Annotated in this window: 19 protein-coding genes; 3 read left to right on the top strand and 16 right to left on the bottom strand. The window is 49.5% G+C overall.

Annotated features, from left to right (window positions below; all coding sequences use genetic code 11):
• Window positions 1-77: 77 nt before the first annotated feature.
• The 6 genes from KO116_RS07805 to KO116_RS07780 form a co-directional block, all read right to left on the bottom strand.
• Window positions 78-1802 (bottom strand): hypothetical protein, encoded by a 1725-nt coding sequence (locus KO116_RS07805; protein ID WP_144408571.1) that lies wholly within the window; start codon window positions 1800-1802, stop codon window positions 78-80.
• A gap of 26 nt (window positions 1803-1828) precedes the next feature.
• Window positions 1829-2914, bottom strand: a complete 1086-nt coding sequence (locus KO116_RS07800; RefSeq protein WP_035556671.1) for a dsDNA nuclease domain-containing protein — start codon at window positions 2912-2914, stop codon at window positions 1829-1831.
• Between the two features lie 231 nt (window positions 2915-3145).
• Window positions 3146-3466 carry a DUF427 domain-containing protein gene (locus KO116_RS07795; RefSeq protein WP_035556668.1) on the bottom strand — a complete coding sequence of 107 codons (321 nt, stop codon included), beginning with the start codon at window positions 3464-3466 and terminating at the stop codon, window positions 3146-3148.
• A gap of 84 nt (window positions 3467-3550) precedes the next feature.
• Window positions 3551-4345: a carbon-nitrogen hydrolase family protein gene (locus KO116_RS07790; protein WP_035556665.1), complete on the bottom strand. Its 795-nt coding sequence runs from the start codon at window positions 4343-4345 to the stop codon at window positions 3551-3553.
• Window positions 4346-4549: 204 nt separating this feature from the next.
• Window positions 4550-5152, bottom strand: a complete 603-nt coding sequence (locus KO116_RS07785) for a glutathione S-transferase N-terminal domain-containing protein (protein ID WP_045812101.1) — start codon at window positions 5150-5152, stop codon at window positions 4550-4552.
• Entirely contained in the window at window positions 5152-6399 is a 1248-nt protein-coding gene (locus tag KO116_RS07780) for a YbfB/YjiJ family MFS transporter (RefSeq protein WP_035565822.1), read from the bottom strand. Before KO116_RS07780 ends, KO116_RS07785 begins: the two co-directional genes overlap by 1 nt.
• Window positions 6400-6546: 147 nt before the next feature.
• Here KO116_RS07780 and KO116_RS07775 point away from each other — a divergent pair, with 147 nt between their 5' ends.
• Window positions 6547-7425, top strand: a complete 879-nt coding sequence (locus KO116_RS07775) for a LysR family transcriptional regulator (RefSeq protein WP_045812100.1) — start codon at window positions 6547-6549, stop codon at window positions 7423-7425.
• A 44-nt stretch (window positions 7426-7469) separates the two neighbouring features.
• Here KO116_RS07775 and KO116_RS07770 read toward each other — a convergent pair whose 3' ends face one another.
• From KO116_RS07770 to KO116_RS07745, 7 genes are all read right to left on the bottom strand, one after another.
• Entirely contained in the window at window positions 7470-8165 is a 696-nt protein-coding gene (locus KO116_RS07770) for a haloacid dehalogenase type II (RefSeq protein ID WP_035565338.1), read from the bottom strand.
• Entirely contained in the window at window positions 8146-9381 is a 1236-nt protein-coding gene (locus tag KO116_RS07765) for an MFS transporter (protein WP_035565339.1), read from the bottom strand. Before KO116_RS07765 ends, KO116_RS07770 begins: the two co-directional genes overlap by 20 nt.
• Window positions 9378-10412, bottom strand: coding sequence for a hypothetical protein (locus tag KO116_RS07760; RefSeq protein ID WP_200897138.1), 1035 nt, complete (start codon window positions 10410-10412; stop codon window positions 9378-9380). Before KO116_RS07760 ends, KO116_RS07765 begins: the two co-directional genes overlap by 4 nt.
• 84 nt (window positions 10413-10496) lie before the next feature.
• Entirely contained in the window at window positions 10497-10676 is a 180-nt protein-coding gene (locus KO116_RS25455) for a hypothetical protein (protein ID WP_200897137.1), read from the bottom strand.
• 375 nt (window positions 10677-11051) lie between these two features.
• Window positions 11052-11975: a LysR family transcriptional regulator gene (locus KO116_RS07755; protein WP_035565342.1), complete on the bottom strand. Its 924-nt coding sequence runs from the start codon at window positions 11973-11975 to the stop codon at window positions 11052-11054.
• 231 nt (window positions 11976-12206) lie between these two features.
• Window positions 12207-12542, bottom strand: coding sequence for a zinc ribbon domain-containing protein YjdM (locus KO116_RS07750; protein WP_035565344.1), 336 nt, complete (start codon window positions 12540-12542; stop codon window positions 12207-12209).
• 103 nt (window positions 12543-12645) lie between these two features.
• The gene (locus tag KO116_RS07745; RefSeq protein WP_045812099.1) at window positions 12646-13695 is read right to left on the bottom strand and encodes a DUF2235 domain-containing protein; all 1050 of its coding nucleotides are present in this window, start codon (window positions 13693-13695) and stop codon (window positions 12646-12648) included.
• A gap of 170 nt (window positions 13696-13865) precedes the next feature.
• Here KO116_RS07745 and KO116_RS07740 point away from each other — a divergent pair, with 170 nt between their 5' ends.
• Window positions 13866-14051: a hypothetical protein gene (locus KO116_RS07740; RefSeq protein WP_158414204.1), complete on the top strand. Its 186-nt coding sequence runs from the start codon at window positions 13866-13868 to the stop codon at window positions 14049-14051.
• A gap of 12 nt (window positions 14052-14063) precedes the next feature.
• Here KO116_RS07740 and mmuM read toward each other — a convergent pair whose 3' ends face one another.
• From mmuM to KO116_RS07725, 3 genes are all read right to left on the bottom strand, one after another.
• Window positions 14064-15023: a homocysteine S-methyltransferase gene (gene mmuM / locus KO116_RS07735; RefSeq protein WP_082072566.1), complete on the bottom strand. Its 960-nt coding sequence runs from the start codon at window positions 15021-15023 to the stop codon at window positions 14064-14066.
• Window positions 15020-15433, bottom strand: coding sequence for a hypothetical protein (locus tag KO116_RS07730; RefSeq protein WP_035565352.1), 414 nt, complete (start codon window positions 15431-15433; stop codon window positions 15020-15022). Before KO116_RS07730 ends, mmuM begins: the two co-directional genes overlap by 4 nt.
• Before the next feature lie 286 nt (window positions 15434-15719).
• Window positions 15720-16511 (bottom strand): 2OG-Fe dioxygenase family protein, encoded by a 792-nt coding sequence (locus tag KO116_RS07725; protein ID WP_035565355.1) that lies wholly within the window; start codon window positions 16509-16511, stop codon window positions 15720-15722.
• 266 nt (window positions 16512-16777) lie between these two features.
• Here KO116_RS07725 and KO116_RS07720 point away from each other — a divergent pair, with 266 nt between their 5' ends.
• Window positions 16778-18643, top strand: a complete 1866-nt coding sequence (locus KO116_RS07720) for a putative bifunctional diguanylate cyclase/phosphodiesterase (RefSeq protein WP_235272526.1) — start codon at window positions 16778-16780, stop codon at window positions 18641-18643.
• Window position 18644: the final 1 nt, after the last annotated feature.

Genomic DNA, 18644 nt, shown 5'->3' with positions numbered 1-18644 from the left:
AACGAAAATTCCGTCACTGTGCTTGGTATTTTTATGTAGCAAATTCAGTGTAAGCATTAAAATAAAAGAAAAATACTCTAAGAAATATTAATCATTCTCAATGTCTTCTGAATCAACTCTTCATACTCTCCGCCATATTTATTTAGAAATGATCTTTCAGAATCGCCATTGCCGATTTGAATAATTTTCCCCTTACCTGAAAAATAATTTTTATTTACTAACTCAATATTATTTGTAGTTCTATCATCATCTTTTGAGTGCGACAAAGATTCTGAAACCGAAAAAATCATTTGTGTATCACTAGGGGCGTGATCGTTAAGAAACTTAAAGATTATCCTTCTGTTTTCTTCATCGATATCTTCTTTCATCACAGCATCAAGAATAAATGGAAAGCGGTGAATTCCTTGCGTATTGGCTATTAACTTATTTAGAGAAAAATGATATGCAATTACGGTTTTGTGTAACTCAACACCTTGACAAGGAAATGAATTGATTTTGTATAATTGTTTATATCTTGCTTCGTCAAAATTAGATAGGTTCAAATCTGAAAGGCATCTCTGAAAGTAAGTTAGAAAAATCTGCTCCTTAGTATGTCTAATACTTTCAACATTTTGATCAATACCGAAACTATCGATATCGTTTAGAATCCCCTTTAGCTCTATAGCCTTTTCAGATAATGAATAGTTGATATTCCCAATAAGTTTCATGTTTGACTTGTGATCTAACCAAGTATCAAACGTAACTGTTGAGCTAGAAGATTGATAGTTTTTAATCACAGAGTACTTTCTTTCCACTATATCACTTATTTTTTTTAATTTTTTAAATGTAGAATTGATTTTTGCCTGCAAATCGGCAATTTCCGCTTTAACCGTATAAACTTCACTCTCTGTATCATTTATATCCTGCTGGTGTATATATACTGCTTCAAGAGAGTTTGGTAATATTTGAGAACAAACAGGGCAAGCATCTATTTCGGGTCGCTGATGTGAAATATTGCGTTTAATTCTATTAAGAATAATTTTTCTGTTGAGCGACAAACTTTTTTTATTACATAAATGAATATGACGGGTCTCTTCCTTTATTAGACTTTCTCTAAGTTCCGAGTACTCTTCAAGGTATTTCACTGCTTCCCCTCTAAACTCCTCATCAAGCAATTGAGAAAGCTGAAGATTTTCATCATTATTCTTCATTTGTTCTAGAAATTCTATTTCTCGAACAATCTCCGCTTTTTTTCGCAAAAATTTATGTAGCAAAATCCTGTCGATATCAGAAGTGATTCCTAAATAGTAATCAAGGTAATAAAACTTAAAATTTTTATAGAAATTTAAGCCGCTAAAAGACTCCCTTAAATACACCCAGCCAACTGATTGTGATATATAATAAGGAAGAAGCATTACTTCCAAAGGAGCCTCTTTTAGTTCCTCCTTACTCTCAAGCGCCAAATTAAATCCAAATATAGAAGATATTTTTTCCTTAAGCTTTATATGCTCGGACGCGTTGTCTGAATTAATACCATCAAATCGAAACGCACTTTTTCCTGCTTCATATATAAAGAAAGACTGGCTGTCACGTATTAAAGTAATTGTGCTAATGCTACCATTAAAGGTTCGTTCTAGGTCAAGACGAAATATAAGCTGCTCATCTAGAATTTCCTGTAATTTATCATTGCCATCATTTATACCGAGGCTATAAATAATTGACTGGATCAGTGTGCTTTTTCCAGATGTATTCTTTCCTTTGACAATATTGATTCCATCAGAAAAATCCGTATAGAAGCACTTCTTACCTTCTTCAGAAAACACTAGCAAACTTTTAAATTTAACTAACATTATATTGCATTCCTAGTTTCTACATAAGCGGCTACTATAGCAAAAGATACCAATACTTTATTTAATTGTGTTTGATGATCTCTTGTGAATCTTTCACTAATTTTTTTTATGCAATCTGCATGCGAATATGAAGACTCATCAACATCTCTGTTATCATCAACAAAATGATAAATCTTCTGAAACTCAACCTGCTTAAGATCCTTAAAATAATCAAAGCAGTCATTCAGATACTCTGTATAGTTGCTACTTCTGCTAATTGGAATCTGAAGAAATTCCGACAATTCTTTAGCATTCTCGCGCCATAATTTAAACGCTTTTGCTTTGCTGCAGATTACATCTATAGCTTTAAATATATCTTTACTATAAACTCTCTTGCTAATATCGAGCAACTTACTTTTATTTCCTTGATTATAGACCGTCTCAACCTCTCTAAATAATTTTAGCAGAAGATTTAGAGCGGCATTCGGGTCTGATATTTTATCTTGAAACAAGTCTGACAACATGCCTGAAAGTTGATTTCTTTGAGACTTATCGGTATTTGCGACATCTATATATTTAAAGTAAACATTTTCAAGCTGCTGAACTTCAAATGAAAAACCATCAAGCTTTGTTAATATATTATTCTGAATATTACCATGAAGATTGGTATAGCAAACAAATACATTATTCTCCTTTACTATCTCACTAAATTTTTGTTCTTTTTTTCTACTCCCACAGTTCAATCTAATGCTTTTATTCGTTAAAAAAATCAAGTCCTGTGAATAACCAGTATTCTTGGACATTTCATCGTCTGCAAGATCACTACCAACTTTTGTCATCTTAGCAAGTATTTCAGCTAATTTTTTTCCGAGCATCCATTCAGAGGAAGACTTTTTAGCTTGATATGCTTTAATTTTACTAATCTCGTTTGAGTTGTTAAATTCAGCAAAAATCACATCATCATGATGCTCTATACAGATAAAAAACTCACTTCCAACCAATAAGTCATAGTTTTCTAATACAAGAAATATGGCGCTATTTCTTTGAAATGAAAACCCAGTTAAAGCTTCAACTCCTGAGTTAGTATCATTTTTTGTATCAGACATAGTCATCCATAATTTTGCAAATGTGAAACGGCCATATCAAAACATAACAGCGTATTAGACTTCTCACCTTATGGTCGGATGAATATGCCAATATATTCACCCAAAAAATGCTCACTGCAAAATACACTAAAAGTCATTGATAGATATAATTACTAACCCCCATTAAGCTACGTCTCCGAAATTTGCTCGCCTACTGAATTGTTCGGAATGAAAGCTTAGGGTCAAAAAGAGTCATTCGCTCACATCCTCATAAAACACCATTCTACCCGCTATAGCCTCCATACCCTCAACCGGCTCCACATAACTCCAAGCAATATCCAGACTTTCACCCAGCGAAAAATACAAAGTACGCCCTTTAAAGGGGCAATAAGTGGTGGTTTCTGAAACGGTGAGTAAATCCATCCGCACGTCTTCGCGTGGAAAGTAATGGCGTGGCGGGTAGCCGTGTTCGCGAAGTTCAAGCGTATTGGTGGAGTCAGCCAACAGAATGCCATCAACCTGCACTTGGATGCGCTGTTGGTTAGGGTGAAGCGTTATGCGGGCATTCTGCATTGTATTGTCCCTGCGGCGTTTTTCGCTCTAATGCTTCGAGACTAGCAGTTAACTTAGGTTAAGCCTACCTTGCCGGATTAGCTTTTAGTCGGTAACTGATCCTTTTTGATGCAGGTGATTCATTACTTCCACGTTACCGCTTAATGCACCGTGTTGAACGCGGCACAGCACTAGGCTGGGCTGTGTGCCGTTGGCTTTCACGGTTAGCTCGCCTGCTGCGCTCCAGCCGCCGCTATTACCGCAAGTTTGCCAGCCGCCCGTGGTGGAAACGTGGTTGGCGAGCAGTACCGGCAGCTGGTGGCGCTGTGCAATGTCGGCGAGCAGCTCGGCATCTTGGGCGTAGCCGCCTGGGGAGATCAGTGCGCTGGCTAGGTAAACGTCCGCTTGTTGGGCGGCGGCGATGGCTGAGTGGCTGGGGTGGGTAAAGTCGGCGCAAACGGCCAGGGCAATGCGGGTGCCATTCACGTTGATAAGGCCGATTTCGTGGCCGGGGGCACAATAAACATCCTCCCCTTCGTGAAGGTGCTGTTTTAGGTAGAAGGTGTGTTCACCGTTGGGGAAGCAGATCACAGCTGCGATGAAGGGTTTGCCGTTTGGGTTATGCAGCGGGCAACCTGCGATCACCACCGTGTTGGTGGCCACTGCAGCGGCGGTGAGTGTGGCAAAAATTTTATCGTTGTGGGGCATTGCCAGTTGGTTGAGTAGCGCCAGCTCGTAGCCGGTCAGCGAGTGTTCGGGAAAGGCTACTACGTTGGCTCCTAACGCGGCGGCGCGTTCTATGTAAGCCAAGTGTGTTTGCAGGTTTTTGTCTACCGCCGCTTTGATGACGGGCAGCTGGGAGAGTGCAATGGTGATGGGGGCGGCTGTGGTAGTTGTCATTTTTAATCGCTTATCTGTATGGCTGCTGGAATGGTCACGGGCTAAAGCCCCCGTCCACTGTGTCTTTATAGGGCTTTTTGCCATACAAGAAGGTAAGTATCGATTCTCGGTTAAAAACAAATGCGGCTAGGTGATGTTTGGCCAGACGATAACACCCCGCAGTAGCGAGGTGATACTGGCAGCCATTGTAGGGCGTAGGCTTTGCTAAACGAATGCAGTCTCCTGAAAGCTAGCACGTGCAGTTACACCAGCATGCCATTCCTTGAGCTGCGAGTACTCTTCTTGCCAGTTCACCTCTGGCAGCCTGAAGGCGAGATAATCCAGCGCGACCGCAATAGCGATTTCACCCAAGTTGATGGCTAAGGCCTGCTGTTTTTCCCCAAGCTCACTGTTCAGCTTTTTCAACAACCGCTGAATGGCTCGCGAACGCCGCTGGCCCAGCTCGCTCTCGTCAATCTCGTTGCCATAATGCTTTCTGGCAATCACGGTCGTGAACGCTGCATCCATCAGGTTTTGGCCCAGGCCAGCCAGATGCAGCACATCCCCCAGGCTGGCTGCTGGCAGCATTGGCTTGTTGGGGCTAACGCTATCCAGGTAAACGGCAATCAGCATGGATTCGCTAAACGTGGTGCCCTCCTCCGTTACCAGCGCGGGAATGCGCCCGGCGGGGTTGGCCTTTAAGAGTTCGGCATCGTCTGCCCAGGGGTCGCACCACTTCAGCGTCACGGCGTCTGCCAAGCCTTTTTCTAGTAATACGATGCGCACCAGGCGCGCATAGGGCGAGGTTGCGTTTAGGTAGAGTTCCATTATTGCTTCCCTTGGTGTGTAGAGTGCTGTGTAGCGTGCTTTGTAGATTGTTGGGCAGAAAGATCCGTGTGGCGTTGCTGTACGCCACGGCTAAGCAGCACCAGCAAAAAGCCTGCGATAAGGATCAGGCCGCTGATGGCAAACAGTGGCGCGTAGCTGCCCCAGGCGCCATAAAGCGCCGACATGGCATAGCCTGCCACTGCCTGGGCGGCGGCAAAGGCGGCGGTGGCTTGCCCCCAGAGCTTTTTGTGGGCGGTTGGCCCTACCAATTCAGCAAGGCGGCCAGAGGTGAGTGCCACAATGCCGGGGATCATCGCCCCCACCATGAACGAGGAAACCGATTGGCTGAGTAGTGCGAGCGAGAACACCGGCAGCAAGACAGCGGCGGCCTTCGCCGCAAAGGCGATCATCAAGCCACCCTGCCAACCCACTCGCTGCGCCAGCGCGCCGACCATGAACGGCCCACACAAGGCGCCCAACCCGAAGATACCCCACTGCAATGAAGCCGCTTGATTGCCCAGGGCGTTTTCCCTGGCGAGATAGTCCACCCAGAACACGGTATGGGGCACAAAGCCAATCGCATCCAGGGCGTAAGCGCCCACCACCAACATCACGATTATCTTTACACCCGCACCCCCTGTGGGGCTATTCCCCCTTGGGCTAGCCGTGATTGGTGAGGCTAAGTGTGCCACGCCCCAGTCGCACAAAAGGCCAGCGGCAATACAGAGCAGCCCCAGCGTGCCCCAGGTGACGGAGAGGCTTAGCCCTAAAAGTAACGGTACGATGAAGGCCGAAAGCAGTGCGCCAAAGCCAATGCCGGTAAACACCATGGCACCGACACGCGTTCGCCTTTCAGGTGGCGTGGCCGCTAGCGCCAGCGAGGGGCCAACGACCATCAAGATAGCCCCAGCAATGCCGGAGATTAGTCGCCAGAAGAAAAACCAGAGAAAACCACCCGCCCCGGCGCAAAGCACAAAGCTGAGCGCGATACCCGCGAAGCTGGCCGCCATCACCATGCGAGGAGAAAAGCGCTCACTCAGCGAGTGGGCGGCGAGTGCGCCGATAAAGTAGCCCAGCAGGTTGGCAGCCCCCAGGTAGGCACCTTGGCTCGCGGTAAACCAACCCTCTTGAATAATCGCGGGCAATAGCGGCGTATAGGCGAAGCGTGCGATGCCAATCGCCGCCAGGGTCGCCATTATGCCTGTCATCAGGGCGGGCAGATCGTGGGTAGTGAGTGTTCGCTTCATCACGCCAATTCCTTTTTGTGCCACCCCTTGGTGGGGTCGGCAGCACGTTGGTACACCGCCAGACTACGCGCGAGAAATTATTTCTAGAAACGATTAGTTTTGATCGCTACTATCTTGTTTATAGATAGCCTGACAGGGAGACGGCGCGTGCAACTTAAATCGCTGCGACTGCTCGTGGCCGTGGCCGACACCGGCAGCTTTGGGGCGGCGGCCAAACGGCTGCACACGGTGCAATCCAATGTGACCACCCACATTAAGAAACTCGAGGAGGAGTTAGGCGTACAGCTGATTCACCGTGCGGGGCGGGTTCGCCCGACGAGTGCCGGATTGGCGCTGGTGGAGTACGCCGAGCGCATGCTGTCGGCCCACGATGAAGCGGTGTCGCTCTTCAAAGGCCAGGAGAAGGCGTGTGGGCGGCTGCGCATAGGCGCCATGGAGACCACAACGGCGTTGCGCCTTCCGCCGATACTGGCGGCGTACCACGCAGCGCAGCCTGACGTTGATATCCAGATCAAGACCGGGCCCACGGCTGAGTTGGTCGAGTTGTTGCTTAACGGGCAGGTGGACTGTGTCTTCGTGGCCGGGCGGCTTGAGCATGGCCGCTATCATTCGCTCAAAGCGTTTAGCGAGCAGCTTGTCTTAGTCGGCTCAACGCCCATGACGACGATGCCCTCTTCACAAGCGCTGCTGACGTCTGCTTTCTTAGCGTTTCGCCAGGGGTGCAGCTACCGCCAGCGTATCGAGCTGCTGCTGGCGTCCCAGGGTGTTAATGCAGGAAGGATCTTCGAGTTTGGTTCGCTGGATGCGATGCTTGGCTGCGTTGCTGCCGGGATGGGTTACACAGTGCTCCCCCGTGGCACGGTTGACGCCCATCAGCACCGGTTCGGGATTCACACGCTGGAACTGCCCGCGGCCATCGCCAATGTCGATACCTATTTTGTCGCCCCCGAACCGAAAACCTGGACACCCGCCTTGGCAAGTTTTGCTGACACGTTGCGTGGCGCGGTGGTGAATGCAGGGACTTAATGGTACTGACCCCCTACCCTGCATTTACGCTACTGATTGTTGGCTCACTCTATTAGCCGCTCGCTCAACTCGACGAGGTCCTCAGCCACAAAATCCCATGCTTCTTCTGCTGCTAAATCTTTGCTCTGCTGGGGGCCATACTCTGTACGCCGGGGGATAAACGCCGTTTTCATTCCCAGTGCATGGGCAGCACCCAGGTCATAATTATGCGCCGCGCATAGCATCACTTCTTCAGGCGGCAGGCGAAGCAGGCGGCAAGCTCCTAAGTAGACCTCCGGGTCAGGCTTATAGTGTTGGAATAACTCGGCGCAAAAAATCATGTCCCACGGTAGCTTGGCGTAACGGGCAACATCGACCATCAGTGAGATATTTCCGTTGGTCAGGGTAGCGATAATGTAGTGTTCTTTTAAACGCTGAAGGCCTGGTTGCACGTCTGGCCACGGCTCTAATTGGTGCCAGAAGTGATTGATGCGATCAATGGTCGCCTCGTCCAGCGCTATCCCATGTTGATTGAGTAGTTTGACGAGGCTTTCTCGGTGTAGGTCATCCAACCCCATCCAGGGAATGTCGCCTTGGCGTACCCTATTCATCGAAGAGGCATACTGATGACGCCATTGATCAGTCAACTTTTCGCTGGGTAGTTCAATCCCTAGCTCTTTTTCTAGCTCATTGAATTGATTAATCAAACTGGAACGCCAATCGACAATAGTGCCAAATACATCAAACACGATCGCTTGCATTAATTTCTCCTTGCCGCTGTATGGTCATTAATAGCCCCATTAACGTCATGACGATCAGCAGACTCCAGCCGAGTATAAAACTACCACTTATATCCAGCATCCACCCCAGCAGTGGCGGTACCGATACAATCGCCAGTTGGTTAATTGCCATGGCCAGGCCCAGCACGAAGCCGGTTTTATCGGCAGGTGCCGACTCCGCGACATAAGCCACCCAGGGGCCGTACCAACCAAAACCAAAAAAGCCCAGCCAGGCCATCAAACCGCCCAACATGAGCGTTGAGTGTAGCGGCAGCCAAACCAACACCAATAGCCCTACTATTACTCCCACCATGCATACCATTACCGGAAAATAGCGCGAGCGACAGCGGTCACTCCAGGCCGCGAGCAAAATACGTCCCGCAACCCCAGCCCCCTGGGCGACAAATAACAACGTTGCCGCCTGCAGCACCTCTATCTGCAAACGGCTATGCAGATAAAGCACGGTAAAAATTAAAATACCGTACTGAACCGAGATCAAACTGATGCCGGACGCCATGATCTGTTTCATAGCCGGTTCACGAATCATCGCCAGCCGCGATAAGACGACTTTTTTTACGCCACCTTCAGAGGCTCTAGTGACCGGCACCACCCCTCCAGGGGTACGGTAAAAAAGCATAAAGACTAACGCCCCGAAGATCGCAATCAGCCCCCCCACCAGAAAAGAGGCACGCCACCCCCAGGTTATTGCGACTGTTGGTAGTATGATCGCGGCCAGCGCACCGCCGAGCGGCAAGCCTGCCTGACGAATCCCCATGGCAAAGCCTCTCTGGGATTTATCAAACCAAGCGGCTACCGATTTGCTACCGCCTGGCTGGGCGGTACTGTAGCCCGCCCCTACGATGACCAAAAAAAGCATCATGGCCCAGTAACTCTCAGCCAGCACGGCAGCGCTAAGCGCGATGCCCACTACAAGAGTTCCCACTCCAACTACCAAACGCTCACTGAATCTGTCCAGCAACTCTCCGGCAACTAACAGCCCGACTAAAGGCACCAGTTGAGCAGCAGAGACCAAGGCCCCAATCTGAAATGCAGAGAGACCCATATCTTCCTGTATATATACGCTTATGGCGCCGATGCCTTGAACAAAAAAACATGCCGCGGCTTGAGCAAGGGTGGCTATCAGCAGGATGACCCAGCGGTATTGAGCAGAAGAACTAAGCGGAATAATTGCATTCATGCGATGGCCTCACTTTCAATAAGGGGAAAACCAAATTCTCCAAGCGGGCTTTGACGTTGAGCGCCAAACAGAGCATCCCTTACTTTGGAAATCCCCATACGCTGCACGATTTTAGTTGAATCTGTTTCTATCTCGACACCATTTTCTTCCACCTCTTGTAAAGCTATCTTAAACAACTGATTATTATTGGTAATTCTTACTTCCCCATATTTATCCAAAGTGTAGGGAGTATCTTCCATTCCAACCCGCAATATATCCACTTGACTATCAGGCTGAGCGGCATAAGCCGCTAGTCTACGCATGGCACACATCATCACACCTTTTCTTGGCCCCACATCCATAGGTTTGACATTTTTTTCAGCATGTTGAGGTATTACTGCTGCCCCTACCGTGATTGTAACTTTACGTTTAACCACACCAGGCTCTGCAATGTCATACTCCAAACTTTTTGCTGTTTTAACAACATCACGAAACTCGTTATAACTTTCAGGAAATGGAAGCCTCGGAGAAAATCCAAACAACAATATAATATTAAGCTGACCACCCCCACCAAGACGCATTAATGGGTGCTCTATTGCAAATCTAGTCATAGCATAACTTCGGGATAACTGCACCCACTCCACTTCATGAAGGAGCCCTAACCTACGCCGAGCCTTAATTGAGTTCCTATAAACTTGGAACTGAACCATTGGCGAAGTAATTCCATAATCAGCGCCTTTACTTGTTGAGTTCAAATCCATATTTGATTTTTCTTTTTTTGATGAAGGAAAACAATCATAAATCGCTGATAAAAAATTACGGCTCGAAGCAAAATCCACACTAACTTCTCTAAACTTCTTCTCAAGATCACAAATAATTTGCAGTTCTATAGCAGCCTGCATGGTGACAAAGTGTGCCCCTCCAAGATAAAGAGGCACTGCACATTGGCTTACTCTTTCCCATTCGCCATATGATGAGATATTCTCTTGAACCTCACGACCATTACGACTTGCTCCAAAGCTAATCAATATATCTTTACAACGATCTTGCACCCCTAGGCTTATGCTCTGATATACTTCGTTATCAGTGGTTTGCTCCTTAGTAATGGGGTTCCTTGCATGATAATGATAATATCTTCAACCATTTCTATATAGTTCTTCGGCCTCTTTTAAAAGCTCTTCTTCTGCAACTAAAATAGAACCCCCACCACATATCTTATCAAGTGTTTTATCTCCAGTTGCATAGTGGTTACTTGGCGTAAATTTAGCACCTGTAGATGCGCACCCAAGTATCAATTTATGCTTACTCTTCTTCATTTTCTTGCCCCATAAAACGTGAACGTGTTTTAAATATATCTTAAGACCACATCACATACTTCATAGGCGTTATAAATGCAGTCCATTTTTAAAATCTAATTCAGCATTTTGCGCTGCACCATGCAAATATTACAAACCGTCTTGCAATAACTGCAAAAGGCCAATAAAAATCAAAAACTTTGAGTTGAAATAAAAAGAAGGTGAAAAATTTGCTTAATGTGCAATCTCAGTGGGTCATAATGAGGCAGGTTGTGGAGAAATGGATATATTTATGGGTATCCTAAAACATGAACTCTTTGGCATTCTATCGGCCAAAATCGTTTAAACTAACAACAACCCATATGAAAAAAATATGTTTTGTTATTTATAATTATATTAATTTTCTTTCAATTTGATGAGATAATCCCATAATCGCTGCGCTTCTGGAGTCAAAGGCGCTATCCGCCTTAATAATTTTACCTTTAAAGAAATGTCGAAAATTGGCTCACCAGATCTTACTAGTCGTTTGGCGCCAAGGTCTTCTCGTATCAATGATTTTGGCAACCACGCCATACCTAATTCACATAAAGTCATATGGCGCAAACCATCCGCAAGGTTAGTATCGTGATACTGTTGCAAATTCAAACTTTTCCTTCCAAGTACCGTCTGTAGTGACCAACCCAGATGACATTCTTCTGAATACCCCAAAAATGATACCGGGCGATCATTATTTGCATGCAAATTAAATAGCGGCTGACCAGCAGCATTAGGCACACTGATGGGGATAAGGCTTTCTGTATCTAGCTCAATGGAAGTATATTTATCGCTTCCTACTAATAGTGGCAACCGGTTTATAATTAGATTATTTTCATCGAACAATGCAACTACGAAATCTACTTTACCTCTGTTAAGCTCAGCTAGACACTGGGGCAATGTATCAGAATTAATACTGAGCCTTGCTTCTCTAAATTTTTCTTGTAATCTTGGCAACCAATAAGGAAAAAATATTGTTGATAGTATGTGTGGCGAGCAAAAGCGTATGCGTCTTTTCTGATCTCCAGATCGCCGTGCAACCGACTCCCTAAATTCCTCAAACACAGGAAGCGATTCCAAGACTATTTTTTGTAGCTCATAGCCAGCCTCCGTCAGAGCTAACTCCCCATTTCGGCGCTCAAATAGCGCGGTTCCCGCCCATTCCTCAAGTCCTTGGATACGGCGACTCAGTCCTGACACAGACACATGCCGATGCTCAGCGGTGCGACTAAAACTCTTGGTTTCACATAGAACCAGAAAATCTTTCAAGATTATAAAATCATTCATTGATGGTATTCCGGCAGGGATTCTCTAGCCTTACTTTAGCTAAATTAATCGAAAGGAAATAGCGCTTTTGAATACTTTACCCCCTGCTGTCAAAGGGTTGGAGCTGATTTTATCTGCCACAGAGCCAGATACCTGAACACCCGCTTCGCTTAAACGATTAGTAGAATGGCGATGGTGGATGAGCCTCCACTTAGTGCGCCGTGAGGTGGAACGAAGAATTCCAGATATTCTTCAGGCCTTCTTCACAAACTGTGCCGTAACCATCATGTCGCCGACACCGTCGACCTTGCAGTCCAGTTGGTGATCCTTGCTGTCCACGAGCCGTTTGATAACGGCTTTGGTGCCTACCTTGAGTACCAGTGAGCTACCTATAACCTTGAGGTCTTTGATCATCGTTAACTTATCGCCTTCCGCTAACAGCTTGCCGTGGGCATCTTTTACCGTCACGGCGTCTTCCGCTTGAGTCTCAGAAGGGTTCCATTCGTGGGCGCACTCGGGGCAGATGAACAGGCTTTGATCCTGATAGACGAATTCGGATTGGCAATGAGGGTAAGGCGGGCAAGACATGAGCAATGCCTTCTGTAGTTTGATTAGTTTCTTATGATACTGAGCACTGGCTACCTTGGCTAATGGGAATGGTGCCAATGCCAATGAAGATTGTCCGCCCTGCCTATTGATCCGGTGGGGAAAGGGGGGCATCGGTCAAGGTACGTGGCCGGTACTCACACGTGGTGTCGGCCCAGCGCTTCCAAACACTCTCATCGACTGAAATATTCACCGCACACTGCCCTGGCATCACTTCCGAATATTGTCGGTAAAAACGGCCATCAGTGGTGTTTCCAAGGCGTTTGTATCTGGCGTAGAACCCCTTCAGGAAATCAGAAAACGAATCTTTGGGTGCTGTCTTCCAGGCATCCTCAGCAACTTCGTAGGGCGCTACTTTTAGGCCTGCCTTTTGCGCCTTGGCTAACATCCAGCTCAGCGATATGTCGGCCAGTGTGTCATCAGCGCCATAGCCGCCGCCTACATTGGCGTGGGCACCGATAAACCAGCACTGCTCTACCTCGCGATTGCCCGTTTTCTGCTTACCATCCTTGCTTGTCCAGAGCGATACGTTGTAGGTCGCTCTGTGTTCGTCCAGTGCGACTGCTTGATAGGCATGATCGACAATGCTGGAAAGCTCGGTATCGTGCCAATCATATTTGCTTTTAAACAGGTTGGTTCCGGGCACGCCCAGCGCGCCAACGGTATCCCACACACCAATGAAATGAATCCTGGGCTGGCGGCTGAAGCGCTCCTTGAACCCTGTGCACACCTCAGAATCGGGGTGCAAATCGCGGTTTCGATAAATACTTTCGGCCTTATCGAGCAACCCTGGTGTGACGACATGTACTAGCCCGCATTTACGAATCATCCCCACCAGGCTTCTGGCGGTGTAAGCACCACGGCTGAACCCGAATATCCAGATTTCATCGCCTTCACTGTAACGCCTTGCCAGCCAGTCATAGCCTTCCTGAAGGTTTTTGCTCAGCCCGTGACCGAAGGCTCCGCCGGTAAAGCGCTGAAACTTGGATGTCCCTACTCCGGGGTTGTAATAGAACCGTTGCCTGATACCCCCATCGTCATCGTGGATCAGCCGGGTAATACGATAAACATTGGTTTGGTCTTCAGGGTCGTTCCACGTTCCATCAAATAGCAGGATCAGTTTTTGTTTTGTCATTGTGTTCCCCATGATGATGCGCACCTTTGAACAGTGCTCATTACCACTGACGAGAGACAGCGAACACGTTATGCATCCTTGGGCCTGCATAGCGCATCCGGCAGCCTCAATATTTCTAAACTAATGTTAGTCGTAAATTCCTCACTATGCCTGTCGGTATTACCTGGTCGATGAAGGACGCGCCACTAAATGAGCGGTTGGGCGTGGTGCAGCCCTCGCTAAGGGCAGTGTTCAGCGTTAGGGAGCCGAAAAGCGCTTTGGAAGACAAACGCAGCGGTGCCTGTAAGCTGATCGCGACTATTGAAGAGCTGCCCGTCGAAGAGGTGGAGAAGTTACGGGCAGAGATTCAGCATTGAGACCTTGATCAGTTAGCGTGAGCGCCGCCACTCAGACAGAGAGTGAATATCCTCCGGTGTCGTCCGGCAGCATCCGCCAATGCCTGACACGCCTGCTGCAAGCCAATGCTCAACCCCTTGTGCCAACCCGGAAATATCCGCAGCGGTATGATCGCATTGGGCCGGGTGCCAGGTTTTGGTTACCGCGTCGTACACTTCCCCCGAGTTGGGGTAGACCAACACCGGCAGGTCACACTGACGTCGGATCGCCTGAATCAGCGATTCAATGTGGGTCAAGGCCGTACAGTTCACACCGATTGCCGCAACGCCTGGGCAGTTGGCTAAAGCTGCTGCGCACTTCTCAATCGGCGTGCCATCGCTGATATGTTGGCCATCCTTCGCCGAGAAAGTGATCCAGGCCTGCGCGCCCGGATGCTCGGCCAGTAAATCGGTGATCGCCAGCGCTTCCTCCAATGAAGGCAGGGTTTCAGCGGCCAGTAGATCCGCCCCCGCCGCCAGCAAGAGTTCGAAACGCTCACGGTGAAATTCAACCAGCCCGGCGCGATCCAGATCATAGCCGCCCCGGTATTCACTGCCGTCCGCCAGATACGCGCCATAAGGGCCGACGGATGCGGCTACCAGCGGTTTGGGGCGGTCGGTTTGGCCGGGCTGCCAGACCGCATCCCGCGCCTGCTGCGCCAGGGTAACCGATAACTGAATTAACGCCCGCGCCTCTTCTGCCGTCATCCCTGCCTGCATAAAACCGGGCACCGTGGCCTGATAGCTGGCGGTAATCGCACAGTCGGCACCGGCTTCAAAGTAAGCCTGATGCACCTGACGAATCTTCTCCGGGGCTTGCGCCAATAAGCGCGCCGACCAGAGGGCGTCATTGAGGTCACAGCCTAGCGCTTCCAGCTCGGTGGCCATGGCGCCGTCGATGACCATAAAGGGCACGTCGGCCAACAGGGCTTTGATCGGATTCAACTCATTCATACGGTGTTTTCCTCAACGGCGTTGGGCGAATATTCAGAACGTTGGGAGGCCGAACGGTGGCGCACATAGTGCACCAGGTAGCACAGGCCAATGAAAGGCACACCGAAATAGAGCGCCACGCGTTGATGCGGGTCGAAGGCAATGCCAATGCACGCGGCCAGACAGGCTGCAAACGCAATAATCGGCACCCAGGGGTAGAACGGGGTGCGATAAACCAGATCCTTCAGTTGCCCGCCTTCACGCAGGTAGTGGCGCCGGAAGTTAAACTGGCTAAGCGCAATCGCCATCCAGACCACCACCACGGCCAAGCCGGAAATCGAGACCAGCACCAAATAGACGGTTTCAGGGGCATAAACGCTGGAGAACAGCGCGCCCAGGCCGCCGACCATGCTGAGTAATAGGGCATTCATCGGAATGCCTCGCTTGTTGAGGCGGCCAAGCGACTTCAGATTGCTGAGGCGACTGGGTTATCGGTTGACGATATCGCTCAACTGCGTCTCGAAGATAAACACTAAAATAAAAGCCGAGCGATGTTAGTACTGCTGCTCATGATCAGCATAGCGGCGGTGGGCGCATCGGCTCCCTATTTACTGCGGCAAACAACCAACCTCTTAATTGAGGATTCGGGTGAACAAGACGCCCCCGGAGTTCCGGGGGCGTGGGTGTTGCTAGGTTCTCAATTTACCGAGAGTGTGATTAGCTCTCATTGAGGACCGCTTCCGGGAAGTGGCGACGTAACATCCGGTTCTGGAAGTCGTCCACGAAGTGGCTGTTGATGATGATGATGAACCGTTCGAAGGGTGCCTCGCTGTCGAGCTGTTCGATCCCATCGACACTGTGGAATAGCCGGTCATCGTTCAAATGAAGGATATCACCGGGATTCAGGGTGATATCGACCAGGAGTTGGGTGCCAGCCTTGTCTGCGTAGAGGTGGTTTTCACCCCCCGCCACGTTTTCCCGATTGAGGACCAGAATGCTTAAGGCCTTGCAGCCATCGGCATGAATTCCCTGCCCCTGAAGGGGGTCGATGCTACCTTCTCCACGAACCCCGGTGATCTGCATCAGAATGGGTTCGTGCGCACCGATACTCCACAGCCTTGCCCAGGCGCGAACGAAGGCCCTCACATCGGGGCGTGCCATGAACTCCCGAGTCAGCGGATCATAGTACCGCAGACGATCCGCCATGCTTTCCGCGTCGTTGAAGGCTCCCCCCTGGGCCATCGGGCAGTGGCCCATATCTTCGACATCTCCCTGATCATTCAGGGCGAGCCATGACATCCGCTTCCATCGCTGGTTCACATAGGGATCGCGCGGCAGGTCAGCGGTAAACCCCTGCCAGGCGGTCAGATCGATCCGCTCCCGAATATCGGTTTTCGCCCAATCCTGATGCCTCAGCGCCTCGGTCACTCCCGGATTCCAATAATCGGCGAGTGAATCGGCAGGCATGGAGGTGAGGTCGAAACCATGCTTGAGAGTATCGAGTTTCATGTTGGTATTCTCCTGTTAACTGGGCGGAATTGCCCGGTGTTGCCGGTGTAAACACTTCGGTCAACAGGAGAAAAATGAAAAGATTTGCAAGGATATGTCAAAGAAATGTACTTAAAAAGAGTGATTTTTTTGAAAACAGGATCAGACCGCTGATGAGGTATATGTGTAGGTTATCTCCTACAAATAGGTGTAGGATCATCATAACAAAATGCCTATTGTTGCCATTATGATGGCTCTTGATAGTGTTTTTTCTTTAAGTGGATCCCATGACTGCCAGCGATTCCCGACATCACAGAGATCCGGAACGCCTGAAGGAGAACCGCAGGGAGTTTTCCGGTGCGCTCGTATTGGCGGTGTCAAAAACACCTCCAACGGATGGCATCGATTCGCATGATGCCAGCAGGGAAGAAGTCGAGTTAGTACGCCGCCAGTATCTGGAGAGTGAGCAGCGATTCCGCGCCCTGCTGGAGAGTCTGCCGAAGGTGGCGGTTCAGGGGTATGATCGCGATCGGCGAGTGATTTACTGGAATGAGGGTAGCACTCGTCTCTATGGCTATACCGCTGAGGAAGCCCAGGGACAGTTACTGGAAGATCTGATCATTCCTGCCTTCATGCGTGACGGGGTGATCCAGGCGCATTGTGCCTGGATCGAAGACGGGGTCGATATACCCGCTGGTGAACTCGAGCTCAAGCACAAAACCGGTGAACTGGTATCGGTCTTTTCGCAGCATCTGATGCTCAATGAGCATACCGACTCACCCTTGATGTTCTGCGTGGATGTCGATCTTTCCGACCAAAAGCGCGCCCACCGTGACCTGGAATTCGCCACCCGTTTCGACAGGCTCACCCATCTCCCTAACCGCCAGACCTTCGAAGTCGACCTGGACAGTCTGTTGGATTCCTGTCGACGCCAGGGCAATGGCCTGGCAACCATCTACCTAGACATCGATCATTTCGTCGAAATCAATGATGCCCTTGGCTATGATCAGGGCGATCGCCTGCTCATTGAGCTGACTCGGCGACTGAGAGAGTGCCAGCGAGTCACTGACCTGGTGTCCCGTGTCTCTAGCGATGAATTCGTGCTGGCTTTTCCCGGCGTCCACTTGGCCCCCGATGTCAGACGGGTCGTTCGTCATGTCCAGAATGTCTTTCGGGGACCTTTCGTCCTGGATGGTCGGGAGTGTCAGGTCACGGCCTGCCTGGGTGTGGCGCTCTTTCCCGAGAATGGTGAATCGTCACGCGAATTGATCCGTAATGCCGATGTTGCCAAGAATCGTGCCAAGCTGGATGGTCGGGGTGCTGTACGTTTCTTCCAACAGAAGCTCCATGATGAGCTGGTTCGCCAACACTATCTCTCAGCGCGACTCGAGGAAGCTCTGGATAACGGTGAATTCTCCCTCCACTACCAGCCCCAGGTCTCGGCGGCCAGTGGGCGAATAGAGAATCTCGAGGCCTTGTTACGCTGGGAACCTGCCGAGGGCCCGCCGATCTCGCCTGCCGAGTTTATCCCGCTGGCCGAGCGTTCCGGTGTGATCCATCGTCTGGGCAACTGGGTCATCGAAGAGGCTTGCCGCCAGCAGGTGGAATGGCGTGCCAAGGGATTTCATGAACACCGCATCGACATCAATGTCTCGGGGCGTCAACTGCTGCGTACCGATGCCCTCAAGCGCTTCGAGGACTCGCTACAGCGTCACGGCTTAGGTCCGCGGGATATCGGCATCGAATTGACCGAGAATGTCCTGATCGAAGCCGAAGAGACCGTCCTCGAGGACCTGTGGCGCCTCTATCATCGCGGTATTCGCATTGCTATCGACGATTTCGGGACCGGTTATTCCTCCCTGAGCTATCTCAAGCACTTTCCCGTCACCGCCCTGAAGATCGATCGCTCCTTCATCCACGACGCTCCCACACAGCCGAAGGATAGGGCCATCATGGAGGGTGCCATCTTCATCGGTCATCGGTTGGGATTGGAAGTGGTGGCCGAGGGCGTCGAGAACGCCGAACAGTTGTCATTGCTTCGTGAAATGCATTGCGACCTCGTCCAGGGTTTCTTCTTCTACCGTCCGATGCCTGCCAAGGAAATCGACCGCCTGCTGGGCGGTTTCGTGCCTAGTCACGATGGCGATGCCTGAC

The organism is Halomonas sp. KO116, from assembly GCF_000734975.2.
GTDB classification, from domain to species: domain Bacteria; phylum Pseudomonadota; class Gammaproteobacteria; order Pseudomonadales; family Halomonadaceae; genus Vreelandella; species Vreelandella glaciei.
The sequence above is the reverse complement of the archived record's forward strand: the minus strand, read 5'-3'. Positions and strand labels throughout refer to the sequence as shown.